Origin of the sequence: Okeanomitos corallinicola TIOX110, assembly GCF_038050375.1 — a bacterium.
Taxonomy (GTDB): domain Bacteria; phylum Cyanobacteriota; class Cyanobacteriia; order Cyanobacteriales; family Nostocaceae; genus Okeanomitos; species Okeanomitos corallinicola.
On record NZ_CP150886.1, the window covers coordinates 2819933 to 2846178 of the forward strand.

The window sequence follows — 26246 nt, forward strand, 5'->3', positions numbered from 1 at the left end:
CTACAAAAGTGACCACAGAAAACCAGACAACAGAATTTGATTCCCTCACACCCATTGAAAAAAATGGGTTAGAACCAAATCTAAATAGTGACATAGTTTCCATCCAGGTGGAAAAATTGGCAGAAAGACAGCGGCAAATCACCGCTCAAGTGAAAATCCCCCACCCCATCGAAAAAGTCTGGAAAATTTTGACAGACTATGAATCCTTACCTCAATTTATCCCCAATCTAGCTAAAAGCTGTTTGTTAGAGCATCCCCATGGGGGCATACGTCTAGAGCAAGTAGGATCTCAACAGCTACTCAAGTTCAAGTTTTGTGCGCGTGTAGTCTTGGATCTAGAAGAGATATTTCCTAAACTTATCAACTTTCAAATGGTAGAAGGGGATTTCAAAGGATTTTCTGGTCAATGGTGTTTAGAACCTTATTCTTTGAATATCGGTCAAGGAACAATTCTCTGCTATACAATCCAAGTTTGGCCTAAGCTGACCATGCCTATATCCATAATTGAACACCGCCTCAGCAAAGACTTACAATTAAACCTCCTGGCAATTCGTCAGCGGGCAATGGAATTAAGCAAAACCTAATAAGTATTTATGCCCACATTAGTCAAAGCCTACAGTGTGGGTTATCCTTCTCAAAGATGGAAAAAGCACAGAAGTAAATCAAGTAGGAAAAAGAGAGAGTCTTCCATCCGCTTGTCTGCTGTTTTTTATTAAAGTACCCCCAAGGGAATTCGAATCCCTGTTACCTCCGTGAAAGGGAGGTGTCCTAGGCCTCTAGACGATGGGGGCATCTGTCTTTTCACTTTTCATAATCTACTGGATTTTCCAGAGAATGTCAACACCTTTGATAAAAAAAATTTTCAGCCTGTCAGTTATGGCATAACAGCCTGAATTCTTGGATATTAAAAGCCCCCAGATACACTTGAGAAGTTGATCTAAAATCTGGAATGGATAATCAAAACATTTTCGATGGATATTACTGCTAATTTTTCGGTCGCCAAATAACGAAAAAAGATGTACTATAAGAAACTAGGCATAAAAAAATATTTGATTTTCTTTACGATGGGTGTGCTGTTGTACCCTGTAAAGAGAGTGTTTATAATTCTTTACAAAGGATTTTGAAATCAATCACTCAAAATCTACAACATGGAAGCATCTTTTCAAATCACCCTACAAATGGTGTTCACAGTTCTAGCCGGCATCAGCGCCCAAGTGATGGCCGCATATTTTAAGCTGCCGAGCATCGTCTTATTACTCTTGTTAGGCATTCTATTAGGCGCAGATGGGGTTGGCTTATTGCATCCTCATTTACTAGGAACTGGACTAGAAGTAATTGTCTCCCTAGCAACGGCGATCATTCTATTTGAGGGCGGACTCAAATTAGATTTAAAAGAAATGGGTCGCGTTTCCGTTAGTTTGCAATTACTCGTCACCTTGGGAACGTTAATTACTTTGATCGGTGGCAGTATGGCGGCTCACTGGCTGGGGGAATTTCCCTGGAATATAGCTTTTCTCTATGCTTCCATAGTCGTAGTTACAGGACCCACAGTTGTTGGGCCATTACTAAAACAAATTAACGTAGACAGACAAGTAGCCACCTTATTAGAAGGGGAAGGGGTTTTAATTGATCCTGTGGGAGCTATTTTGGCTTACGTTGTTCTGGATACCATTTTAAATGGTGATCCCGACCCAACCAAAGCCATTATGGGTTTGGCCTTGCGTTTGAGTGTAGGCGCAATGATTGGGGGTCTAGGCGGTTATTTGATGAGTTTGATTTTAAAACGTGCCAACTTCTTATCCTTTGAACTCAAAAACCTAGTGGTTTTAGCTGTCCTGTGGGGTTTATTTACCCTAGCTCAAACAATCCGCAGCGAGTCAGGAATTATGACAACAGTGGCAGCGGGAGCAGTGTTAGCTAACTCATCAGTTCCAGAAGAACGCCTATTACGCAGCTTTAAAAACCAACTGACAATTCTCAGTGTTTCTGTACTGTTTATCCTGCTGGCGGCTGATTTATCCATTGCCAGTGTGTTTGCTTTAGGTTGGGGCAGTTTATTGACTGTTTTGGTCTTGATGTTTTTGGTACGTCCCATTAACATTCTTCTGTGTACTTTGAACAGTGATCTTAATTGGCGGCAAAAATTATTTTTGAGTTGGGTTGCACCTAGAGGAATAGTGTCTGCTTCTGTGGCTTCTTTATTTGCCATTTCCCTGACACAAAGGGGAGTCAATGGTGGTGATGCTATCAAAGCTTTGGTGTTCTTAACAATTATCATGACTGTTTTCTGTCAGGGGTTAACCGCTGGCTGGCTGGTGAAATTATTGCGAATTACTTCTCAAGATGCCACTGGGGCGGTGATAGTTGGTTGTAATCCCCTGAGTTTGCTGATTGCGCGCTTTTTCCAAGAACGGGGGGAAAAGGTCGTCATGATTGACACTGACTCAGAATATTTTGCTCAAGCTGAAGCTCAAAACTTGCGCGTAATTGCCAGTAGTGCGCTAGATACAGAAGTTTTAGAAGAAGCAGGAATTGCTTCCTTGGGAACTTTTTTAGCCATGACTAATAATGGAGAAGTAAATTTTGTTTTAGCCCAACGCGCTGCTGAGGAATTTAGCCCACCCCGTGTTTTAGCGGTATATCCCCGCAATCCTCAAGCCTCCAATACTAAAATTCAAGCAAATAATAGAGTAAATCAAGCTTTTGTCCAGGATTTTCCTATTAAAACTTGGCATGAATACTTAAATAGTAGCCGGGTGAAGTTAGGGACGACTACTTTGAATGCCGCAGAATTTGATGTCCAACAAAAACACATACAAGAAAAAATTCAGGATGGTGTCTTAGTACCACTATTACTGGAGAGGGAAGAAAGTTTGCAAGTAATGTCAGTTAATCAAAATTGGCTGGTTGGCGATCGCATTATCTACTTGTTATATGATTCGCGCCCAAACTTACTAAAACGCTTATCTGGTGCTAGTCAATCTACAGCTTTAGCTTTGGAGACGTTACCAGAGGTGGAAGAAGTACCTACTGCCAAGTTATCTCAACTTTCCGCCACTGAAGCACCTGGCAATTGAAAACCAAGATTTTCTAGGCATTTGCATAAAACTTCATACTTGTATTGACTTTATCCCAGCAATGGTAAATAACAGAAATTTTCCTGTTTTGAGCGTATTTACAGGAAGTTATTGATTACAGCATATTCTGGATATATCAGATGGGATTTTTGGTTAAAAAGCTATCTCACAACAGCTTAATGAATACGGTAATTTTTCCTTGATATTGTATTTAGGGCTGACTGAATTGACCAAAAACCTGGAAATGAAGATAGTCAAAGGGCTATTCAAGGTGGATGAGATGCTATCTCAAGATGATTCTGCCCTCTTTTTGGCTCCCCCTTCTCACTCCTCTTGCTCAAGAAAAACTTTTTTAGTAAGATTTAAGTATTTAGTTTGTAGTTAGTCAATCGAAATCAAGTAACTGTAATAATTGCATCTTCATCTATTTTTTAGACATTAAATCAACCTACATCTAAAAATGGCAATATAATTTAAAAGATAAAATCCTTAGTGCAGCATGATAAGTGTTATGAAACTCTTATAGGCTGCGGCCTAATTATAATAGTCAACTACAACTGATCTGAGTGAACGGATAAAAATTATGTCTTATGTCTCCATGCTGAAAAATATACCAGAAGTATTAAACCAACCAACTGGAATAGCAGCTATAGCCTCTCTTGGTATCCATGGTGCTATTGCTTTAATCGTGCCATTGATGCCTGTAAATTCTACTCAATCAACAGAAGCTAACGCTAAAAAAGCTGTTGGATTAATAGAATTAAGCCCAGCAGACCAGGCTAGGCTACCACAAACTCCAGATAATTCTCAAGTTGCTTTACAACCACTGCAATTACCGCAAAAACCGCAAATTAAACTGCCTGACTTTGATAGTGAAATAACTATTATTCCGCCTTTACAAACTCCATTACCTAAGCAACAGGTATTACCAACTATTCCTAGATCCGCATCTAACTATAATCTTTCTTACTTGCCAAGACAGCAAGCAACACCAATGTTTACTCAGAGGGATTTTAGAACTCAAGTTTCTAATTTCCGCATTAGTAGTAATCAATCTCGTTCTGTCCCTCGCGTTGGATCTCGTTCCGTTTCTCCGTTCGTTGATGATATAGATACCAAAATTAGAGAAACCCAGCCTATAAATGTTAACAGGTTACCAGAAGTTCAGGTCAGTAACGGAATATCTGGAGAACCATTAGTTAACCCATCAGCGGATGCTATTGATATTGGTTCTACGAAAAAACCTCAAGAATTTACAGAATTTAAAAATCCCCAGTTGGGAAGTGATCTCCCAGAAGTCACTGCTAGTTCCCCTGCTGGACTTCGTGTTGGTGAATCTTCAGAAGGTAAGAGTCCATTACTATCAGCTGCACCAATTGTCATCCCATCTTCAGAAAACTCAACCCAGGAACAAACTATAGTACCTACTATTAGTAAATCTGAGGCTCAGATTCAGAAAAACCAACAGTTACTGGCCAAGCTGAAATCCGATGACAATTTGAGAAAAACTGTCCAGCAGGAATATCCTAACATTCAGAAGCAAGCTGTTATCCGTAAAACTATTCCTACCAATCATCCAGAAATAGAGGGTATTGTATCAGGTCAATTAGTTGTAGATCCTGATGGGAAGGTTTTAGATATTAAGTTTCAAGGTGGAGCAGTAACTCCTCAACTACAATCAAAAACTAGGGCTTTCTTCAGTGCAAATGCACCTAAAGGTGAACAGCAAATTAGTTATTATCCTTTCCAACTTCAGTTTAAAAATACTAACAACGATTCGATGACAGGCAAGAATACACAGCTAAAGCCTTCACAAAATCAGAATAATCAACAAGCTGCGGATCAGCAAGATAGAAAAACCCAACCAAAAAATCAAGCTGTGATTATTCCTAACCCATCATCAACACCTGAAGTAGTTGGGGAAAAATCTAGTGGATCTGGTGAATCTACTCAAAAACTAATACAAAAGTTACGTCAAGTTCAGGAAGAAAGACAAACCTCAAACCAGGATCAATAAGTTGATCCAAGTTTGAATTTTATATTGTGGTGAGACAGTGTGGTGTGAAGGATCATTTAATTATTTCACCACCCTGTTTCTGCTTTTTGGAAAACATAGGCAGCGATGTCTAAAATATCTTGATCGCTTAATTTATTTTTGAAGGCTGGCATAGCATTTTTACCATTTTGTATTTGGTTGATAATTGCTTTGATCGGATCGGTGTCATAATTTTCTAGATATTTTGACAGTGCTGGTTTTTCCAAGGTTTTCTGTTCAATGAGGATGTTAGCTCCCCCTCTATGACAAGAAGCACAGTTAGCTTGAAAAATTTCACTACCGGTAGATGTTTCATCTGCTAGAGATGGATTGATAAGTGTAATATTGAATAATATGGCGATCGCTAATAGTAAGATTGATAAATATATTTTCATACTTTCAAGAGATTTTCCTCTGTAATAAAAAACAAAAACTAGCGGCAACGAGTCCATCCTACTATTTTCAAGGATACAACTTGTTACCGCTAATGCTCAGTGATTTAACAAACCTAGATTCTGAAAATGATTAACTAGGTTTTCAAACTTGTCAAAGTCTCAGCTTATTGAACAATTACTTTGCCTACCATGCCAGCACCACGGTGGGGTTCGCACCAGTATGTGTAAGTACCAGGTTCTGTGAAGGTGCTTTCAATTGACGCATTAGGTGCCATTAACAATTTTTTATGGCTCAATTCTTCATGTGCTTGAACGACAACGTTGTGGGGAGCTAATTTGTTGTTAACCCATTTAACTGTATCACCAGCAGCGATGGTCACTTCTTTGGGTTGAAATGCTAACATTCCGTTGTCAGCACCCATTTTAATTTCTACGGTGTCAGCGGATGCTGTGGGGGTAAAGATAGCAAAAGTACCAACAACTAAAAGCACTGTCAATACTGTTAGTGTCAAGCGTTTCAAACTCGCTGCAATTAATTTCATGGATCTCTCCTGAGATATATTTTTATTTTTCTGTTCTTATTTTAAATACATTTAACACTAAATATGACAATCTGTCATAGATGAAAATTTTTTTTAAGAATTCTGGGAGTTCTAGAACTGGGGAGTTGCAAATAAAGTTTCTCAGTTCTTTGAAAAATTTGAAAATACAAAGCTTCAAGTCCTGCTGCCAAAGGGCAAATTGAAGCACAACTAACTTTTTCGTAACAGGTAGTGAAAATTATAGCAATAGACAAGGCGGTTAGGACATTAAGCAGAACTAAAACTTAGACACGGAAAGATTTTTAGCTCTGTCACTATGGCGTAGCACCTGTTCCCTGTCACCTGCTATCAGCTTAAATCTACCCAGGTATCAGGACTTGAAACTAAGATTTTTATGCAGTAAGGGTAAATTTGCCCCTACTTCACTGAGTAAGCAGGTTCACAAATAGATGTTTAGTAATGGATTTTACCACCACCCCATCTAATCCCAACAATTTTTGGCTCGATGAGTATATGAGCAGCGATCGCTTCTAAGTCGTCATCTGTGAGGTTTCTCATTTCTGTGAAGATATCCGCACTCTTGATACTGGGGTGTAGTTCAGAAATTTCTATTTCACCATCGTATGTGGTGGGATTCTTCATATAGTCTACCAAGCCTTCAATGTTGTTACGTGGTGGTGTAGCCAGTGCTAGAGCTTCTGGTTCTAAACCTACGTTTTGGTTAGTCTTAGTTACTCCCCCTGCATGACATTGAGAGCAGGTGTCGTTAAATAATTTTTTACCTTTTGCCAGTTGCGGTATGCTAATGACGACAGTATCACCACTTTCATTCAATGGTACTGTTCTAGTAGCTTCATTTAGTTCTACCGCTGTTGCATTACCAATAAATAGCTGAAATGTCAGCAAAATGGTAGCAGCAACAAAACCAATCAATCTTCTAAACATATTTCCCCTTCAAATTTGTAATGCTTAACACAGCTAAGACACTAATAGTTCTAAAAAGCACAGATAAACACTGTATTTATCTAATTGCTAAAAGTTTGCCGATCATACCGACGGGGAGAACTACAACGCCTTTGATCCTGCGGCTAAAACCTATCAGGATGACTATAGGTAAAATATTCTCGCTATCATTAACATCAGCATGAATCAGTTTACCATTAGCTGCTCTACATAGCTGCTGACACTAAGTTTGTGAATTCCTGGTAGTTAAAATACTTGATATTTTGATACAAATCTTTATAAAAAATGTTATGAATTTGTACCTCAACTTACAAGTAGGTGATTTGGAACTACATTTTGATTTTTTGCCAATTACCTTTTTTTGTGAAAACAGGTAGTATTTTTTCTATAAAAAAATAAGAAATATATTGTAATCGTTTGAGGATGTCTTAAAAGTCCCCCTTTTTAGGCGTATTGAGGGGATTAAAACATCCTTGCAGTTGTAAATGATTCTACTCTACACCTGTAGAACTTAAACTCATGGTTTCCCACATCACCATATTCGGTGTAGTTGGCATGGGCTGGTGTAAAGAAATTAGCTGTGCTAATGTATTTTTTAACTGAGTACGGGGAATAATTTCATCTACAAAACCATGCTTGAGTAAGTCTTCAGCGGTTTGGAAATCTTCGGGTAATTTTTCGCGTAGGGTTTGTTCAATTACGCGTCTACCGGCAAAACCGATAGTGGCTTTTGGTTCGGCAATGATGATATCACCCAACATCGCAAAACTAGCGGTAACACCTCCTGTGGTGGGATTTGTTAATACGGGAATGTACAATAAGCGGGCATCTTGATGACGTTGTAAAGCGGCGGAGATTTTTGCCATTTGCATTAAGGAAAGCATTCCTTCCTGCATTCTTGCACCACCGGAGGTACAGACAATTACCACAGGGTAACGGCGTTGTGTAGCTTGTTCAATTAAGCGGGTGAGTTTTTCCCCAACGACAGAACCCATACTACCACCCATGAAACGGAAGTCCATGACTCCCAAAGCGATGGGTAAACCATTAATTTGTCCTAAACCGGTTTTGACGGCATCAATTAAACCAATTTTTTCCTGGGTTTCCCGCAAGCGATCGCTGTAGGCTTTGCGATCGCGGAATCCTAAAGGATCTGTAGGACGCAAATGTTCATTTATAAGTTGCCAGGTATTGGCATCAATTAATTGTTTAATCCGTTCATCACTATCAACTCGGTTATGATGACCACATTCAGTACAAACCATTTGATTGGCTTTTAAGTCTTTGGTGTATGTTAAAACACCACATTTGGGGCATTTGTGCCATAAACCATCTGCTATTTCCCGTTCTTGCCTTTCTAAATTAGTAGATCCTGATTTACGACGATTTGCAAACCAATCAAATAGAGACTTTAAACCGCGTGATTCTTCGTTGTTTGCCATTTTTTATCTTATTTTAAGTAGGTAGGAGATTCAAAACAAGGTCTATCCGGTTTTAAAATTTGGGATTGACCTTACCCATTTTTGGAGTGGGTCATGATAGTTGGAGATAGCTTTTGTGATGATTTATTTTTACTTGACTAAATCATCAAATTATGGTTTTTGCAATGCAGATAAAATGAAAGCATTTTTTAGTTAGTAGCTTAGTGACAATGATTTTGCCAATAAAAATCTTGTACTCTTGGTTTGTGATCATTATTGATGTCAACGTACTGGCAAAGTCTATGTCATCTGGGCTTTTAATTCACTCCCCTAAAAATGACTTTATATTTTTTGGGGGGAAAATATCAAGTCACAAGCTAATATTAGCAAAATATAAAGAATAAATGGGGTTATCAAAGTTACAGTCATGGTAGATGTCAGCTACTGATGATGAAGTATTGGGTTAATTGTTAAAAAATTGCTAAAGAAGATTTAAAATTTGTTTCTGAATTTTCAATTGCGAATTTTGAATTGTTTAATTTGGCTCATTAATCTCAAGATACTGGTAACATTAGCCGCAAATATGATGACAAAATTGCTTCACCAGCAAAGGCAGAAATTACTGCTCCCAAGGCGAGAAAAGGGCCAAAGGGCATTTTTTGTCCCATTTGATGACGTGAAAGTATAATAGCACCTCCACCTACCACTGCTCCCAAAAAGCAAGCCATAAATGCAGCTATGAGTAAATATTTCCAGCCTAACCAAGCTCCCATCATGGCTGCTAATTTAGCGTCACCTGCACCCATGACAGGTTTACCAAAGGCAATAGAACCTAAGACTGAAATACTATCAAATAGCCACAGACCTAAAACTGCGCCCCCAATCCCAACTATCAGATGTTTGACTACACCATTCCAACTAGCGTCTGTTAAAAAACCGATGCTCATTTGAAAGAATAAACCTAATACTAAACCAGATTTGGTCAGTGGACTAGGTAAGGTCATCGTGTCCCAGTCAATGAGAGATAGAGCCAATAACCAGCTACAAAAAGCCCAATAACCGATAGTGATAAATGAAAATTGAAATACCCAAAATACCATTAAAAATAGTATCCCTGTGACTGCTTCTACTATGGGATAACGCCGAGAAATTTTAGTGTGACAATAACGGCATTTTCCTTTTAACCACAACCAACCAAAAACCGGGACATTATCATAGGCTTTGAGTTGGTTTAAGCACTTAGGGCAACGAGAAGGTGGCCAAAGCAATGATAATCCTGCTGGTAAGCGATAAACCACAACATTGATAAAACTACCAATAGCTGCACCCAAAGCGAAGACAATGATACTAGCAGGGACAAAAATTAATGTATCCATATTGTTATTTGTTATGGGGCATTGGGCATTGGGCATTGGACATTGAGTTATTAACTTTTCCTTGCTTCCTCTGCTTCTTCCCTGTCACCTATCACCTGTCACCTGTCACCTATTCTTTAATACATATATGATTCTATTTGCTGTAAGGGTATAAAACATTCCTGCGGTAGTAGAACTGGTTGCTGGGTAAAAATTACCTTACCCCGATGGGTTAAGCGACTAATTGCTACTCCTGAAGCTTGCCCCACAATTTCAGGATGTACCTCACAGTAGGTATAGTAAATTTGCCCAGCGGCTTTGATCACCGCTGGATCTACCAAAGAGGTTTGATGTGGTGGGGCAGTATAATTCTCCTGTCCTTGTTGTAGTGAAGCGTACACTATTAGTTATTTTTTATTGATAGATTTGCTTTTAGTCTATCGGAAACTTTTAGCAAAGAACGCTAAAATTTTCAAGATATTTCAAGATGGTACATTTAAACTAATTTTCCAGAATCTGAATTAGAGCGTCACCCATAGCGCGACAACCTAAAAGATTCATTCCTGGGGACATAATATCTCCTGTGCGATCGCCTTGTTGTAAAACTTGTAACACTCCATTTTCAATCAGGTCTGCTGCATCTGGTTGATCTAAGCCATAGCGTAACATCATAGCTGCACTCAAAACTTGGGCTAAGGGGTTAGCTTTATCTTGGCCAGCAATATCGGGGGCTGAACCGTGAACGGGTTCATATACACCAGGCCCAGAACTTCCCAAACTAGCAGAGGGTAACATCCCAATACTACCAGTCAGCATGGCCGCAGCATCGGACAGAATATCACCAAATAAATTACCAGTAACAATAGTATCAAACTGTTTAGGAGCGCGGACTAACTGCATGGCGGCGTTATCTACATATAGATGAGATAGTTCAATTTCTGGATATTCTGAACCCAGTTTAGTCATTTTTTCTCGCCACAGTTGAGATACATCTAATACATTGGCTTTATCTACAGAACAGAGTTTTTTACCCCGTTTTTGGGCGGTTTCAAAGGCGACTCTGCCAATTCTATCAATTTCTGATTCATTATAAACCATCGTGTTGACACCACGTCTTTCCCCTGTTTCAGTAGCAAAAATACCTTTTGGTTTACCGAAATAAATCCCACCTGTAAGTTCGCGCACTACCATGATATCCACACCTTCCACTACTTCCCGTTTCAAGCTGGAAGCATCTATGAGTTGGGGTATTATTTTTGCAGGACGTAAGTTAGCAAATAGTTCTAAACCTGCTCTTAGTCCTAGTAAACCCGCTTCAGGACGTTTATCAGAGGGTAGGGAATCCCATTTATAACCACCGATAGCAGCGAGTAGAACTGCATCACTGTTGCGACAAGTATCTAGAGTGGCAGCAGGTAAGGGTTCTCCTGTTTCATCAATAGCTGCACCACCAATGAGTGCGGTTTGAAAGTCAAAAGAAATATCAAAGCGTTTACCAACGACATTGAGTACGTCTACCGCTACGGCCATAATTTCAGGGCCAATGCCATCGCCAGGAAGTAGGGTAATACGGCAGTTTTTAGTCATAGTTGAGTTAATGGGTGATTGTTTGCAGACTAAACATCATAGTTCCAAAAAACATAGACAAATATCTCATGCCTTTCATTTGCCGGGAATAACCCCGACGGGGCGGACTACAACGCCCTCTATCCCTAGACTAAATGCTGTCGGGACTACTTTACGTAAAATATTCAAACTACCATTGACATCAGCATGAATCAATAAACCATTACCTGCTCTATAAAGTTTAGTTTTGATTCTGCGACCACTAAATTTAACTTCTTTCGAGTCAACTTTGCCATAAGTAGGAATCACATCTTGGTCTAAAAAAGAAGCTACACTAGTGTAAGACTCCTCAGAAACCAATACATTTATCCCCACTAATTTCGCTTTATAACTCAACTGCTGTACAAATCGAGTATGGGGAATACAAACAAAGTTTTGATTATTTCTACTGCCCAAATTCCCATTCTGTTTCCACAAGGGATTTTGACCTATTACTAAAGTGCCAATCCCACACTTGACTAAATGGTTAATAATTAAGCGACTGGCTTTATGCAGATAATCATCTACTCGAAAATTCCGTTTTTTAGTTAAACTTTGTAGTCGTTTAGAGGTCTTTTGATGTGCAGGTAGTAAAGATTGTAAATTGGCTTTTCTTTGATTATAATAACGATTAATTGATTTGATAATCCGCCCGGAAACCAGAACTGGTATAAATCTCGGCTGGTTTGATGTTAAGGTTGCTAGATTATCTATTCCTAAATCAATCGCTGCTATGGAATTAGGGTCTAAACCATAATCTGTTTCCTCTTTTTCATAGACAACTTCTACTACATAATGGTCAATCTTGGGGACAATTCTTACTTGATTTAGATAACAATAATCTACTTTTGTAGGAATGTGAATCTGTGTTTGTGACAGATGAATCAACCCAGATTTCATTTTGGGTTTACTCACTGCTTGGGCTGTATAAACTAATAAATGTCTGCCTTTTTCTTTGTGTTTATATTTAGGTAATTTGGGTCTGCCTAAAAATTTAGATTTATCTGAGGCATAAGCTTTAATTGCTGCAAAAAAAGATGACCAGTTGCGATGTAGTCCTAATAATACTTGTTGGGCAACTTTGGCTGGTAAGGCCTGGTATGGTTCTGTCGCTTTTAATTGTTTTGCTAAACAATTGTAGTCAAGATATTTTTGAGCAAAGATGAAACTTTGGCGAATGTGAAAGTTAGCATAATTGTAGAGGTTTTTGGCAGCAAAACATAATTTATCAATCTCCTGATAATGGGGATGATTTCTTTGAATGATATGCCGCTCTACTACTTGCATACACTAGCTAGTTTCTATGAATATTCGCCCATGTATACTAACATATCTTCGGGCTGATAATGCACAAAATTCTTGCTCAGTTCTCTTTGCACAAGAAAGTCTATATGAGTGATTTTAGCTGACTTCTGTGTAATTAATGACTAGAGATGACTATATTTGTCTATAAATTCGGCGAAGTTTACCAATACCTAGTATGTGTACCCAATGGAAGTTGAATTTATTGATGAATTGAGATCTAATACATTAGGAAAACATGAAATTCATCAGTTTTGCTCGAATTAGCTGTGTGTTTGTTTTGTTAAAAACTCAACAACAAAAATAGGTTATGAATTTTCAAGAAATTACACAAGTTGCGATCGCACTGTTGACTACTTTAGGTCTCAAAGTAGTTGGTGCGATTATACTCTTCTTTATTGGTCTGAAATTAATTGAATTTTGTACGAGGTTTTTAAAACGTATCTTTAGAAGCCAACAGATTGAACCAACACTGATTACCTATCTATTAAACATCATTTCGGTAACCTTAAGAATTGTTTTAATTGTGGCAATTCTTGGCTTTTTTGGGATTGAAACAACTTCATTTGCTGCATTACTAGCTGCTGTTGGTATTGCTATTGGTGCTGCATGGGGTGGACTATTGGCTAACTTTGCAGCAGGAGCATTTTTAATTATTTTCCAGCCTTTCAAAGTTGGTGATTTTATTACTGCTGGTGGTGTAACAGGAACGGTGACAGAAATTGGACTGTTTACAACCGCCGTAAATACATTAGATAACGTGATGACAATTGTCGCCAATAATAAAATATTTTCTGATAATATTCAGAATTATTCATCCAATCCTTACCGTCGTGTTGATTTGCTGGCTCAACTTGCTCATGGTGTTGATCATAATCAAGCGATCGCACTTTTAAAAGCTAAAATCAGCCAAATTCCCCATATTCTCGACAACCCAGGCCCAGATGTAGAAATTCTCACTTTTAACTTAGCTGGTCCGGTTCTGGCAGTACGTCCCTATTGTCATAATGACCACTACTGGCAAGTTTATTTTGACACTAATAAAGCAATTCTAGAAACCTTTACAGAAGCGGGGTATTCAGTCCCTGAACAACGTTATACAGTCAATGCTGCCACAAACGGCGCTCATTCTTTCATTCCTACGACATCAGAAATAGGTTGAGAGTGATGTAAATTTTAACAGCGGTGCTGAATCATGGGATGATTTTGTTGAATGGGGAACGAAGTTTGAGTGTTTCCAGCAATTCATCCCGCCAATATGTAACGCTAGTATTTTATTTATCAGGTGTAATGTACTCACCAAGTTGAGCAAAACGTATTTCTATCCTTCTACGTTTATCATTTTCTATTCTATCTATTGTGGCAAATCCTTGATCATTCGGTAAAAAAAGTTGTGCGGCGGAATATGCTCGAAACTGTATTTGCTTGAATCGTTTTGAATTACTTTTACTTTGTGCTTTTTGTAGTTCTTTGACTACTGCTAACGCACGCATTAAACCTAAATCAGTGTTAGAACCTGCACACAGAATAGCAACATTTTTATTTTTTATAGCTACATTTTCTAGGTTTTTATCTAAATTACTACTGCTTTGATTCTTACATTCGGGAGTTCTAAAATTTCCTAATGGTTGTCCATCAGTATGTCCAATTATTTCAATTACATCAACTTGTTTATCACTATTTTCTAAATCTGCTAAATTTTTGGTAATTAATTTTAAAATCATCCCATCTTGACCATTTTTATAAATATCATCTTGTAAATTTCTGGGTAAAACTGCACTACCAGAAGGAAAGCTATATTTATCTGCGGGGAGGGAAATAATTGTTGGTTTATTATTTTTAGATATTGGATCAATAGGTGTTTTTTGTGATAACTGAGCAACAACAAATAAAAGTAGTAATGTGATAATCATAAACGCATTGGACATTAAATCTGTGAAGGATGTCCACACAGTAAATGTTTCTGTGGTATTAGATTTTTTTCTAGTTAATCTCGGCATTTTACCATTCCCAATTCATCTAATTAATTAGTTGTTTGATTGTTGGTTACTTTGATTGGAATTTAATAGAATAGATAAATTATTATTAATTTGTTCCATCATTTTTATATTTTGATTAAATTGATTAGCGATAGTTTGTAATTGGTTAACTTGATTTCCTAGCATATTTGCTAATTGAGGTAAATTTGTATTAGATGACTGGGTAGCATTGGTAATTACTCCTGATAATTGTTGTAAGTTATTATTGTAATCTCCGATTTGTGAACTATGTTGATTTAAGGAATCTACAACTTGATTGATATTAGTCTGGAACGACTGGGTAGATGTGGAAAGATTTTGAGAGTTTTGTACCAGACGTTGTGAAACAGAATCTAGATTTTGTTGATTATTTTGAATCAGGTTTTGTAATTGATTCGAATTATTAACTATTGTCTGACTGAGATTATTTAATTGTTCTGTATTTTGTTGACTGAATTTTTCTACTGTTTGGCAGTTATTTACTAAAGTATCAGTGACTTTCTGGAGATTTTTGCCATGAGTTTGCAATGATAATGTTGATTTTTCAAATGATGTTGCAGATGTGGATAATGATGATGTTAAATCAGCAAATTGTGTACTTAAAGTTGCAATGTTATTAGTTGCGTTATTTAAAACATTTGCGCCGGTTTGCATTGTTTGGGAAGATTGATTAACAATGGTTTGAAAGTTGTTTGCTGATGTGTTGATTTTATTGGTTGCGTTAGTGATGGCATTTTCAAAAGTTTCTGTATTTCTTTGTAAGCTTGATAAAAATGTATTTAATGTTTGGGAGTAGTTATCAATAGATTTGATTAACTGATCAATTTTACTTTCGTTGTTAAGTAAAACTTCATTATCAATATAATGTTCTAAGGAAGTAAGCAAATTATCTTTCTGTATTTCTAAATCAGAAGTAGGATAAAATTTAACCAATAAAGAACTACAAGCTAATGCTATTAAGCTACTAATAAAAGCAATGGCCATTGAAACAATAATATCTGCCAATATTGTTTGTATTTCTATTGCTCCTCTGGTATTCAAAGCGATTAAAACTAGATTTAGTGTAATTCCTGTAAAAGTTCCGATTAATCCAATAGATAACAGAAGATTAGGTAAGGATTGATAATATAATTTCTGTTTTTCCCAAGTTCTAAACTCTTGATTTTTAGCACATTTTTCATCAATTAAAGCTCCCCTATTGATTTGCTCATATTTATTAACATTTCGATCATAAAAATATTTGATTTCATTTTTTAAAGTATTCTCTAAATTAGCAATTTGACGATTTAATTCTCTCTTTTTTCTCACACCATCCCATGTTAATTGAATGGTTAATCCCACAAATCCAATCACTACTAAATAAGAAAAATATGGTCTAGTTGATGGAACAAAAGAATAAATCAGAAGTAACACCACACCGATGGTTAATAGAGCATTGCGAATAGTAGCAGTATTCATGGGCTTGGTTTTTGATTGATTTCGTAAAAATACTTAATTAACTACTCAATTTTAGTTTCAACAATCATAACATATTTGGTATAGTATAGATTAAGTAAAATTTCTTAATCTCTGGTTATTGCTGAGATGAGATTGGGGATAATCTCTGTGATGGTAGGTAAGATATGAATACAGTATCAAACTTGGTTGTTGGAAAGTACGAACTGATCGAATCATTGGGAGAAGGTGCTTTTGGTAAAACCTATTTAGCGCAGGATCAGCAAGGTAACAAATATGCTGTTAAAAAATTCATATTTTTTAGTAGTAATTCTAGGGAAATGGCGATCGCAAAACGCAAGTTTAATGACGAGGTAAAAAGTTTACAAAAATTAAATCATCCACAAATTCCCCAATTTGTAGAATATATAGAAGAAGAACAAGAATTTTACTTAGTGCAACAATATATTAACGGTAAAACATTAAGGGAAAAACTACATATCCATGGAAAAATTAGTCTTCAAGCAGCACATCAAATACTAATAGATTTGTTGAAAATTATTGATTATCTTCACCAACAAAATATTATCCATCGTGATATTAAACCAGATAATATTATGATAAATGATCAGGGTAATTTATTTTTAATTGACTTTGGTGCAGTCAAAGAAATTATTTCTCATGCTACAAAATTACAAATAAAAGCTACTAGAATTCATACTCCTGGATATGCACCTATAGAACAAATTCACGGTGAACCACAATTTAATAGCGATATTTATGCACTGGGAATGACAATAATTGAATTAATGACGGGATTAAAACCTGATCATTTTAGTGATCCTTGGTATCGAGATATTTCTCTTAGTGATAATTTGAGAGATATTTTATGCAAAATGATTGATGAAGATTACCATACCAGATATAAATCAGCAGCAGATGTAATCCAAGATTTAGAAAAACAAAACTCTGCAAAAACTATCCCTATCATTCCAATTATTCCAACTCCTGATATTGATCCAGAATCAGTCAATGAGATGATTTGGTTTGTGCTTCTGTTTATATTAATATTCCTCTCTATTTTTCATACATTCATGTTACCTACATTCAAAAACAAAGAACATGAAGAACAGCAATCTTTGTCAACAAATAATAAGATTCCAGATTTCTTTTATGATCGTGTGAATAAGTTGTAAATTGATTCCAGAAGCAGGGGATCTGGGTATTAAAAAATGCTAATTAATCTCATCTGGGTTAACTCCTAATTCCCTTAATTTTTGAGCTAATTTCTCAGATTTTAATCTTTCTTGCTGTACCAATTCTTCAGGAGTTGCTAATCTTTCACCTTGTTGATTATACCAATATAACCATTCTCTAGTTCTTCCTAAATAAGTACCTCTCTCCTTTCCTAAAGCTAAACCAATTTCTGGCATCCATACCCGTCCGTCAGGTTGTAAAATGTATTCCTTATTTTCTAACTTATACACTTCCAAAGGTTGACGTTTACGCCGATATTGACGATTAGGAACATAAATTGCATAATATAAAATCCCTAATTTGGCATAGTCAACTTTTTTCCTTTCATATTCACCACCGTAGGTTTTAGAAACTACTTCTAAAGCAAAAATTGGGGCAATATTATCTTCTTCCCAAAATACATAACTTAAACGTCCTTCTTCACCAATAAAACGTTCAACTCCCAAACTCAAAAAACCGTCAGGTACTAATGGTGGTTGACTTGGTGCATAATAAATACCCATATCTACACCAAAAAACCAATCATTTCTATTTTGCCAAACTAAGGCTAAAATAGCTTCTAATAAATTAGGAATGAGGTTTTGTAATTCGTTATCCACTGGAGTATCATCAGAGTCAGGAAGTTCCGCAGAAGATGGAAGACATTGACGCAAGTTGTAATTTAGCATAATCGTCTTCACCATAACGATAATATGTTGATTTTAACATAAAATAAAATATATAATTTGGATATCTGAATGATTATTTATTTATGTTATGATGATAAATAATAACAACAAATACCTGTGGGAGTTTTAGCAATCACTACCCTTAACACCATCAATTTACCCGATGAATTATATCAAGAATTGGAAAAATTAGCTCAAGCTAAAAATGAGTCTATAGAATCTCAAATTGTGGTACTTTTACAAAAAGCCTTACAGATACAAAAAACAGCGAACAGAAGTACAACACAGAAATCATGTTTTAAAAGTATTAGAAGAAAGTCAAAACATTCGACGCTTAAACCCAGTAGATTTTGGATTACCAGATAGTACAGAAATGATTAGAGAAGATAGAGACAGATGACCAATATTATTCAATCTGTACTAGATACTACAGTCTTAATCTTATACGGTTGGTAAATTCCTCTAATTTTACACATTCTTCATTCAACACTTAATTTTCTAGTTAAAAATACTGAAAAATTCATATCAGTATAATCTCACTGTTCACAGCCTATAGATGATGATAATTTAACAGCATTAATTATCTTATACAGGCAAAACAAATGGCTGTAGGAATCGAAGAACAGGGTAGCAAGTTTATCACCACCGAAGCTATAAAAAATCAAGACGGAGAACAGAAAGTTTGGGATGCTGTCCGTGGTGCATTTGCGGATAGAAACTGCATTGGATATTGGCGTTATCCCATCTTTTCCAAAGTAGGAGAAGTCAGAAAAGAACCGGATATATTAATAGTTGATCGAGAATTTGGTGTAGTTGTAATTACTATTAAATCTATCAATATTGACCAAATTACTAATATCAATAGTCAAAGTTGGCAATTAAAAAACAGTGATATTACAGAAATAAATCCCTATCAAATAGCAGAACATCAACTGCGAGCATTAATATCTTACAGTGATCGAGAAACTGCACTATGGAGAAAAATCAATGGTAGAGCGATTATTGTATTACCCCAAATTACATTAGAACAGTGGCAACAAAAAGGCTTTGATAAATTACCAGATATTCCCCCAATTATTTTTCAAGATCAATTAGGGAAAGTTGGTTTAATAGAAAGTATTGAAAAAGCTAATATTATCATTCCCGGTGAAAATATTGAAGATAAAGATTGGGAATTGTTACTTTCAGTAGTTGGTGGTACTCCTGTCTTGCGTAAACCACCCCGTGATAAAGTTTCTACTACAGGAAAAACCCGTTCTGCTGTGATTGATAGTCTAAGAGAAAGACTTTACGAAATAGATTTACAACAAGAACATATTGGTAAAGAAATTCCCCCCGGTCCCCAACGTATTCGCGGTATTGCGGGTTCAGGAAAAACGGTTTTACTTTGCCAAAAAGCCGCGAGTATGCACTTAAAACATCCAGAATGGGATATTGCTTTAGTATTTTTTACCCGTTCATTATATGATTTAATGATTAGATTATTAGATCAATGGATACGGCGTTTTAGTTGTGGAGAAATGCACTATGATCCGAAAACTAATTTTAAATTACAAGTATTTCATGCTTGGGGTGCAAAAGAACAACCTGGTTTATATAGAACTATTTGCGAATATCATGGTAAAAGACCAGGAACAGTACAAAACACTAAAGAAAGACAACCAAACCGGGGTTTAATAGATTTAAGTAAACGGCTTTTAGAAGAAATTAGTATTGAACCAATGTTTGATGCAATTTTGATTGATGAAGGTCAAGATTTAGTAGCAGAAGATGATTTAAAATATGAAGATAAACAGGCAATTTATTGGTTAGCTTATCAAGCATTAAAACCAGTAAGTGAAGATAACCCAGAGGAAAAAAGACTAATTTGGGCGTATGATGAAGCACAAAGTTTAGATAGTTTGGTAGTTCCTAAAGCAAAAGAAATATTTGGGGAAAAATTAAGCAATCTTTTAAATAAACAACCCCAATATGCTGGAGGTATTAAACGTTCTGAAGTTATGCGTCGTTGTTATCGGACTCCGGGACAAATTCTGACTGCTGCTCATGCAATGGGGATGGGTTTATTACGTCCTGAAGGAATGTTAACAGGAATTACAAATAAGGATGATTGGAATAGAATTGGTTATGAAGTAAAGGGAGATTTTCGCCGAGTTGGTAAACCGATAAGTATTCACAGAAAAGCTGAATTTTCACCAAACCCTATTCCTGAATTGTGGGGAGAGCCGGTTTTAGAATTTGAAACTTATTCTTCTCGTGAAGCGGAAATGATGGCTTTATCTGAGAAGATTATGCACAATATTGTTCATGATGGACTCAACCCCAGTCGAGATATTTTAGTGTTGGTTTTAGGTTCACCTATGGAAGCAATGGAGTTAGAAACTGAAGTTGCAAGTTTCTTGATGGAACAGGAAATTGATGTTTATATTCCCACCGCTTTAAAGTTAAATGATTTAGTTTTTCAATATCCTCATAATGACCCTGATAAATTTTGGTGTGATGGTGGTGTAACGGTTTCTCGCATTACTCGCGCTAAGGGACATGAAGCAGATATGGTTTATGTGGTGGGTTTTGATCATGTTGCGAGAAATGAAAATGATGTCAATTTACGTAACCAGTTATTTGTTGCGTTAACTAGGGCGAGGGGTTGGGCAAATTTAAGTGGTGTGGGTAATTATCCGATGTATGATGAGATGCGAAAGGTGATTGCTAGTGGTGAGAGTTTTACTTTTACTTATAAGCGTTCGCCTAAGCGGGATATTGGGGATGGGGATTGATATTTTATTAGTTAGATAGAGGACAGGGAATAAATTCCCTGTCTAAAAGCTCAAGTCGGTTAAAACCGACTATTTTTATTTTATTTCTCTGCGTTCTCTGCGTCTCTGCGGTTCGTTATTCTTCCTTCCATATTCTGTGTAGAAATAAATTTTAAATGGTACAATATATACATATCTAGAAAACATAGTGAGAAATTTATTATGCGAGAATATGACGATATTGTTCATGAACTGGAGCAAGTTAAAAAGCAATTAATTAATAATCAAAAACAATTGTTAGACATTTACGATGAATTATTTATTAAGAAAAAGCTAGAAAGTACCATTTCATTTGCTATTCTTCGTGCTAGTATAGCTCTTTTCTTTATTGGATTATTTTTCTCCTTTTTCATTTCTTTACTTTTTAGACGTTGACTCTAGTAATGTTGAAATTTCTCGTACCCATACTCTGTATAGGAATGAATTTTAAAGGTTCTAACTTTTGTAGATTCAGAGACACCCAATAACATTCCCAGCCTGGAAACGGGGAACGAGTTTAAACGTTTTCCTCTCTTTTCTCTGTGTTCTCTGCACCTCAAGTAATTAGTTAAAACAATGATAATTTATGATAGTTAAATAAATCAACATCAAAAAAATCTACCATGCAAACATTCGCAGTCACAGAAACCATTACCACCATTGCTGAAGCTGAAAAAAGACTTAATTTAACTCGAAATCAATCCCCAGACTTTTTCACAGAATGGAGTGATCAATTACCAGAATTAAATAACGATGATATCAAAAACTTAACAACTTTATGGCAACGTTATATTTATCATCGTTCCGGTGGACATTTATTAGAAAGTACGGTAATTTTATTACTCGTTTCTCCACTGCTAACGATCGCTCGTTTATATGATCCACCTTTTAGAATTAAAGCACAAGAATCAATACAAATTATAGTATCTGATAGTGAAGAAACCTTACAGGGAAGAATTGATATTTTAGTCTTAAAAGAAAGATTATGGATTATAGTTATAGAATCTAAAAAAACCATGTTATCAGTTTGGTCAGCACTACCCCAAACTCTAGCTTATTTAATGGCTAATCCTAATCAAAATTATCCTGCTTTTGCGATGTTAACTAATGGTGATGATATAGTTTTTGTGAAAGTGGAAAATCAAAAATATGCAATTTCTAGAGTTTTTGCACCTTTTACTAATCAAAGTGAATTAGCAGTTGCTTGTCAGGTGTTGCGGAAAATAGCGGTAATAGTCTGAATTTATTTTATTATTAATATAGAAATAAAATAGGAAGCTACTAAAAATGACTCAGGAATTAATAGACCTCAGAAACATAATTTTACCGGGATATTGGTGATGGTGATTAATATTTAACAACTATTTTATATCTTCATTCCTCTATGTTTGGAGTGGTTTGTTTTAAAAACCATAGTTTATTATTTCATGTAAAGGCACAAAGGAAGAAAATGAAGTTACATTATCAAATAATCCGTGTTTATCTACTTACTTACATCTGCATTTAAAAAATAGGTTGTAAATCTAAAATAAAACCTGGTAAAACATCTTCCCCAGATAAACTTTGCGGATTTTCTAATATTTCTACTGCTTGATTTTGACGATATATTTCTACTTGTTTATCTTTAGGATTTAACAACCAACCTAAACGCAAACCATTGTTAATATATTCCCGCATTTTGGCTTGTGTATCTGCTAAATCGTCACTTTCAGAAACTAATTCAATCACAAAATCAGGACATAAAGGTAAAAACTTTTTTCTTTGTTCTGGTGTGAGTGCATCCCATCTTTCTATTTTAATCCAAGAGACATCAGGGGAACGGGTAGAACCATTTGGTAATTTAAACCCTGTGGAAGAATCAAATGCTTTTCCTAAATTATTATTTCGATTCCAAAACCAAACTTGTCCACTTAACTCTAAATTTCTCTCTCCTGTTTCTCCTCCGGTGGGTGACATAACTATTAATTCCCCTTGATGTGATAATTCTAAACGTAAATCTTTGTTAGCGGCGACTATTTCTACAAATTCATCATCTGTGAATTTTAATGATTGGGGGATTTGTAAGGTTACAGAAGTCATGATTTTTACCTCTTGCATATTAGATATTATATCTCAGTAGGTTAGGTTGACGATAGGAAACCCAACTTCATATTTTCATTAAATTTAATTACAGTTTTTATTATTTTCTCACAAGTAAAAGAAGTAAATTTTTGACTTTATTTATGCACAATATATACAGCACTTTTAGACTAAATGAGGTACACCAATTTTAGAAGGTCGTTTTAAAACTTAAAGTAGGGATAAAGCACAAGCTCAGTAGTGTGAAATTAAGCTAAATATGGCTTATCTGTTAGCTTCCACACCCGCCAGAAAATAAGGAACTGCCAAATAAAAAAATACCCAATTGCTTTGAGGGTAGGGGGTAGGAGGAGGAAAAATTTTTACCAATTACCCATTACCCATTACCCATTACTAATTACCTATTCTGCGGCTTTATTGGCAGCGCGGTTTGCTCTTGCTTCGGCGGAATTCATTACTTCTGCCATATTTTCTAACAATTCCCCAGGATAGTTTTCTAAAACTCTGGTAGAAACAGCAACTCTACCTTTACCTTCGTCTAAGTCAATAATTACAGCCTTAATTTGTTGACCAACTGTAAAGACTTTATCTAAGGATTCAATGAATTTTTGGCTGATTTGTTTGATATGTAGTAAAGCACTCATCCCATCTATTTCAACAAATACACCAAAGGGTTTGATACCTGTTATTTTTCCTTCGACTAATTGACCAACTTCTAATAAACTAAAACTGCTGGAACGAGTGGCTAAACGTTGGGAAAGAATTAATTTTTTGGTGTTGCGATTAACTTCTAAAAAACCAACGGTGAGAGCTTGACCTTTTAATGCTTCTAGGTTTTCTCTTTCTACTAAATGCGATCGCGGAATGAATCCTCGTAATGCTAGAACTTCTACAGTTACACCACCTTTATTCACACCTGTTACTCGCACCTGCACAGTTTGAGAACCTTCCTGCATTTGTTCTAGTTTGTCCCAATTGTGTCTCAGTTCCAACTGTTTACGAGAAAGGGTAACTTGACCTTCAGCGTCCTGATCTCTGATAATCAAAAACTCCAGATCCTCATTCATCGGTAACACTTCCGATAAATCAACAACTGGTCTCAAGGAAGCCTCATCACGGGGTAGAAAAGCTGACGATTTACCACCAATATCAACATAAGCACCGTCATGGTCTAATTGGAATGCCTTACCATGTACTACTTGTCCTTTTTGAAATTGGTAATCGTGTTTTTCTAATGCTTTGGCAAAATCGTCCATTGAAAATGACGAATTGTCTGTTTGAGATAGTTTTGATTCGGAATTCATGACTTTGTGAAGGTAAATTGTTATTTGTTAGTAGTCGGTACTCAGTTGTTGTTGATGACTGACCACTAATAAGATGGTGACAACAGTTGGCTAAACAGTTGTTGTACTTGTTCCCAAGCGTCAGCTGTCGCTTTAGGATTATAACTGCCACGGCGATCGCAGAAAAATCCGTGATCAGATCCATCGTAGCGAAACAGTTGATAAGAAATGTTGTGTTTTTGTAACTCGGTTTCTATTTCATCTACCTGTTCCTGGGGAATACTCCCGTCATCCATACCGAAAAAGGCGTAAATAGTCCCGGAAATCTCTGGAGTACGGGTGATAGTGGGGTTTCCACCTCCGGGTGTGCGAGTGGTAATTCCAGCCCCATAGAAGGATGCTGTGACTTGAATATCAGGGAGGGTAGCGGCTAAATAGGCGACATGACCACCAAAACAAAAGCCAATACAACCAAAACTATTTTTTTTGATGTTGGGTAAGGTTTTTAAGTAGTCAATAGCTACTTGAATGTCACTCAACAGTTCTGAAGCGGTAGTTTCTGACCAGGCGTATTTTCTACCGACTTCGATATCTGCTGGGGTGTAACCAGTTTCAAAACCAGGTGCTTGACGTTGAAAAAGTGCTGGAGCGATCGCCACATACCCCAGTTTGGCAATTCTTTCCGTCACATCTCGGATATGAACATTGACCCCAAAAATCTCTTGTAAAACCACAATTCCTGGATAATTACCAGGTGCGGTTGGTTGTGCCAAATAAGCATCTATTTGACAATCATGTTGAGAAAGTTTAACTTTTGCCGTATTTATCGCTCGCTCTTTCATAATAATTTTAGCGAAAATTATCAAATTCTTTGATATAACTATGCCAGTATGTTTTGGCTCTTTTCCAGTAAGTTATCAATTCACCCCAGAACAGTTCAACATTAATAATATATTTAACAGGTAGCATACACAGATAGTTAAGTGCAGCTACCAGTAATTAGGATAATTGGTAATGATTCAATTCCGTATTCAGCCAGACAGTGAAATTCCCGCATCTAGCCAACTATTTAATCAAATTCGCTTTGCGATCGCCTCCGGTCAATATTCCCCTGGTTATAAACTGCCTAGTACCAGGGCTTTAGCCATGCAAACCGGACTCCATCGTAATACAGTCAGCAAAGTTTACCGTCAGTTGGAAGACGAAGGATTTGTGGAAAGTCTTGCCGGTTCAGGAATTTATGTCCGTCCCCAAGGTCATGAAGGCGGTAGTAGGTTACAGTCTCCAATTCTCAAACAATACCCGGAAGCATACAAGGTAGTTCAAAAAACCTTAGATGAACTATTAAATCAAGGATGTTCTCTCAACCAAGCCAGAGAATTATTTTTAGCAGAAGTTGACTGGCGTTTGCGTTGTAGCGCCAGAGTTTTGGTAGTTGTACCATCTCAAGATATTGGTGCTGGGGAATTAATGGGAGATGAATTGGAAGAATCCCTAGAAATTCCTGTGCAACTGGTAGTGACAGAAGAATTAGCAGCAGTTTTAGAACAAACAACTTCCGCCACATTAGTCACCAGTAGATATTTTATCGGCGAAGTAGAGGCGATCGCCGCACCCAAAGCCGTCCGCGTTATTCCCCTCGATATTCACGACTACGCTAAAGAACTAAATGTAGTTAAAAGCCTAGCTAAATCCAGTTGTATTGGTATTGTTAGTCTCAGTCCTGGTATTCTCCGCGCCACAGAAGTCATTCTACATGGTTTACGTGGTGACGAATTATTGGTGATGACTTCCCAACCCAAGGATGCTTATAAATTAAACGCTATAGTCAAGCGCTCAGAAATTATATTTTGCACAGATCAAGTTAGTTATTCCATGGCACAAGCAGCTATACAAATGGTTGTGGAAGACTTAATTAGATCACCTAAACTAATTCGCTGCGGAAATTATATTGGTTCTCATTCTATTAATTTACTCAAGCGGGAACTTGGTTTAATTTGAGGGGGAGATGGGGAGA

Annotated in this window: 24 protein-coding genes and 1 tRNA gene; 10 read left to right on the forward strand and 15 right to left on the reverse strand. The window is 36.5% G+C overall.

The window, feature by feature from the left end; all coding sequences use genetic code 11:
- Positions 1 to 53: 53 nt before the first annotated feature.
- On the forward strand, positions 54 to 584 hold the full coding sequence (locus WJM97_RS12190) for an SRPBCC family protein (RefSeq protein WP_353933160.1): 531 nt from the start codon (positions 54 to 56) through the stop codon (positions 582 to 584).
- Between the two features lie 134 nt (positions 585 to 718).
- On the opposite strand, the gene WJM97_RS12195 is transcribed toward WJM97_RS12190, so the two are convergent.
- Positions 719 to 791, reverse strand: a tRNA-Glu gene (locus WJM97_RS12195).
- Positions 792 to 1148: 357 nt separating this feature from the next.
- On the opposite strand from WJM97_RS12195, the gene WJM97_RS12200 reads away from it, so the two are divergent.
- Positions 1149 to 3077, forward strand: coding sequence for a cation:proton antiporter (locus WJM97_RS12200; protein WP_353929076.1), 1929 nt, complete (start codon positions 1149 to 1151; stop codon positions 3075 to 3077).
- Between the two features lie 583 nt (positions 3078 to 3660).
- Positions 3661 to 5094: a hypothetical protein gene (locus WJM97_RS12205; RefSeq protein WP_353929077.1), complete on the forward strand. Its 1434-nt coding sequence runs from the start codon at positions 3661 to 3663 to the stop codon at positions 5092 to 5094.
- Positions 5095 to 5159: 65 nt separating this feature from the next.
- Here the strand turns inward: WJM97_RS12205 and petJ are convergent, their stop codons facing one another.
- From petJ to WJM97_RS12245, 8 genes are all read right to left on the reverse strand, one after another.
- Entirely contained in the window at positions 5160 to 5507 is a 348-nt protein-coding gene (petJ, locus tag WJM97_RS12210) for a cytochrome c6 PetJ (RefSeq protein ID WP_353929078.1), read from the reverse strand.
- Between the two features lie 164 nt (positions 5508 to 5671).
- On the reverse strand, positions 5672 to 6049 hold the full coding sequence (gene petE, locus WJM97_RS12215) for a plastocyanin (protein WP_353929079.1): 378 nt from the start codon (positions 6047 to 6049) through the stop codon (positions 5672 to 5674).
- 453 nt (positions 6050 to 6502) lie between these two features.
- Positions 6503 to 6994, reverse strand: coding sequence for a photosystem II cytochrome c-550 (psbV, locus tag WJM97_RS12220; RefSeq protein WP_353929080.1), 492 nt, complete (start codon positions 6992 to 6994; stop codon positions 6503 to 6505).
- A gap of 509 nt (positions 6995 to 7503) precedes the next feature.
- The gene (gene accD / locus WJM97_RS12225) at positions 7504 to 8454 is read right to left on the reverse strand and encodes an acetyl-CoA carboxylase, carboxyltransferase subunit beta (RefSeq protein ID WP_353929081.1); all 951 of its coding nucleotides are present in this window, start codon (positions 8452 to 8454) and stop codon (positions 7504 to 7506) included.
- Between the two features lie 533 nt (positions 8455 to 8987).
- Positions 8988 to 9809, reverse strand: a complete 822-nt coding sequence (locus WJM97_RS12230) for a prepilin peptidase (protein ID WP_353929082.1) — start codon at positions 9807 to 9809, stop codon at positions 8988 to 8990.
- A 116-nt stretch (positions 9810 to 9925) separates the two neighbouring features.
- A complete protein-coding gene (locus WJM97_RS12235; RefSeq protein ID WP_353929083.1) occupies positions 9926 to 10189 on the reverse strand; it encodes a hypothetical protein in 264 nt (87 codons plus the stop codon).
- 100 nt (positions 10190 to 10289) lie between these two features.
- Complete coding sequence (gene leuB, locus WJM97_RS12240) at positions 10290 to 11375, reverse strand: 3-isopropylmalate dehydrogenase (RefSeq protein ID WP_353929084.1); 1086 nt, start codon at positions 11373 to 11375, stop codon at positions 10290 to 10292.
- A 75-nt stretch (positions 11376 to 11450) separates the two neighbouring features.
- The gene (locus WJM97_RS12245) at positions 11451 to 12680 is read right to left on the reverse strand and encodes a transposase (RefSeq protein ID WP_353929085.1); all 1230 of its coding nucleotides are present in this window, start codon (positions 12678 to 12680) and stop codon (positions 11451 to 11453) included.
- Positions 12681 to 13005: 325 nt separating this feature from the next.
- On the opposite strand from WJM97_RS12245, the gene WJM97_RS12250 reads away from it, so the two are divergent.
- Complete coding sequence (locus WJM97_RS12250; RefSeq protein ID WP_353929086.1) at positions 13006 to 13857, forward strand: mechanosensitive ion channel family protein; 852 nt, start codon at positions 13006 to 13008, stop codon at positions 13855 to 13857.
- Positions 13858 to 13969: 112 nt separating this feature from the next.
- On the opposite strand, the gene WJM97_RS12255 is transcribed toward WJM97_RS12250, so the two are convergent.
- Both WJM97_RS12255 and WJM97_RS12260 read right to left on the reverse strand, forming a co-directional pair.
- Complete coding sequence (locus WJM97_RS12255) at positions 13970 to 14695, reverse strand: flagellar motor protein (protein WP_353929087.1); 726 nt, start codon at positions 14693 to 14695, stop codon at positions 13970 to 13972.
- Positions 14696 to 14722: 27 nt separating this feature from the next.
- Positions 14723 to 16171 (reverse strand): hypothetical protein, encoded by a 1449-nt coding sequence (locus WJM97_RS12260; protein WP_353929088.1) that lies wholly within the window; start codon positions 16169 to 16171, stop codon positions 14723 to 14725.
- A 164-nt stretch (positions 16172 to 16335) separates the two neighbouring features.
- Here WJM97_RS12260 and WJM97_RS12265 point away from each other — a divergent pair, with 164 nt between their 5' ends.
- Entirely contained in the window at positions 16336 to 17343 is a 1008-nt protein-coding gene (locus WJM97_RS12265; RefSeq protein ID WP_353929089.1) for a serine/threonine-protein kinase, read from the forward strand.
- Between the two features lie 39 nt (positions 17344 to 17382).
- Here the strand turns inward: WJM97_RS12265 and WJM97_RS12270 are convergent, their stop codons facing one another.
- A complete protein-coding gene (locus tag WJM97_RS12270) occupies positions 17383 to 18072 on the reverse strand; it encodes a Uma2 family endonuclease (protein ID WP_353929090.1) in 690 nt (229 codons plus the stop codon).
- A gap of 117 nt (positions 18073 to 18189) precedes the next feature.
- On the opposite strand from WJM97_RS12270, the gene WJM97_RS12275 reads away from it, so the two are divergent.
- The 4 genes from WJM97_RS12275 (at position 18190) to WJM97_RS12290 (ending at position 22108) form a co-directional block, all read left to right on the forward strand.
- Positions 18190 to 18438, forward strand: coding sequence for a hypothetical protein (locus tag WJM97_RS12275; RefSeq protein ID WP_353929091.1), 249 nt, complete (start codon positions 18190 to 18192; stop codon positions 18436 to 18438).
- Positions 18439 to 18674: 236 nt separating this feature from the next.
- Positions 18675 to 20849 (forward strand): ATP-binding domain-containing protein, encoded by a 2175-nt coding sequence (locus WJM97_RS12280; RefSeq protein WP_353929092.1) that lies wholly within the window; start codon positions 18675 to 18677, stop codon positions 20847 to 20849.
- Between the two features lie 201 nt (positions 20850 to 21050).
- On the forward strand, positions 21051 to 21263 hold the full coding sequence (locus WJM97_RS12285) for a hypothetical protein (RefSeq protein WP_353929093.1): 213 nt from the start codon (positions 21051 to 21053) through the stop codon (positions 21261 to 21263).
- Positions 21264 to 21490: 227 nt separating this feature from the next.
- Positions 21491 to 22108: a type I restriction endonuclease gene (locus tag WJM97_RS12290; protein ID WP_353929094.1), complete on the forward strand. Its 618-nt coding sequence runs from the start codon at positions 21491 to 21493 to the stop codon at positions 22106 to 22108.
- 262 nt (positions 22109 to 22370) lie between these two features.
- Here the strand turns inward: WJM97_RS12290 and WJM97_RS12295 are convergent, their stop codons facing one another.
- The 3 genes from WJM97_RS12295 to WJM97_RS12305 all read right to left on the reverse strand — a co-directional run bounded on the left by WJM97_RS12295 (position 22371) and on the right by WJM97_RS12305 (position 25071).
- Positions 22371 to 22946: a Uma2 family endonuclease gene (locus WJM97_RS12295; RefSeq protein ID WP_353929095.1), complete on the reverse strand. Its 576-nt coding sequence runs from the start codon at positions 22944 to 22946 to the stop codon at positions 22371 to 22373.
- Positions 22947 to 23347: 401 nt separating this feature from the next.
- Positions 23348 to 24250, reverse strand: a complete 903-nt coding sequence (locus WJM97_RS12300) for a S1 RNA-binding domain-containing protein (protein WP_353929096.1) — start codon at positions 24248 to 24250, stop codon at positions 23348 to 23350.
- 65 nt (positions 24251 to 24315) lie between these two features.
- Positions 24316 to 25071 (reverse strand): dienelactone hydrolase family protein, encoded by a 756-nt coding sequence (locus tag WJM97_RS12305; RefSeq protein ID WP_353929097.1) that lies wholly within the window; start codon positions 25069 to 25071, stop codon positions 24316 to 24318.
- Between the two features lie 172 nt (positions 25072 to 25243).
- On the opposite strand from WJM97_RS12305, the gene WJM97_RS12310 reads away from it, so the two are divergent.
- Positions 25244 to 26230 carry a GntR family transcriptional regulator gene (locus WJM97_RS12310; RefSeq protein WP_353929098.1) on the forward strand — a complete coding sequence of 329 codons (987 nt, stop codon included), beginning with the start codon at positions 25244 to 25246 and terminating at the stop codon, positions 26228 to 26230.
- Positions 26231 to 26246 lie beyond the last annotated feature (16 nt).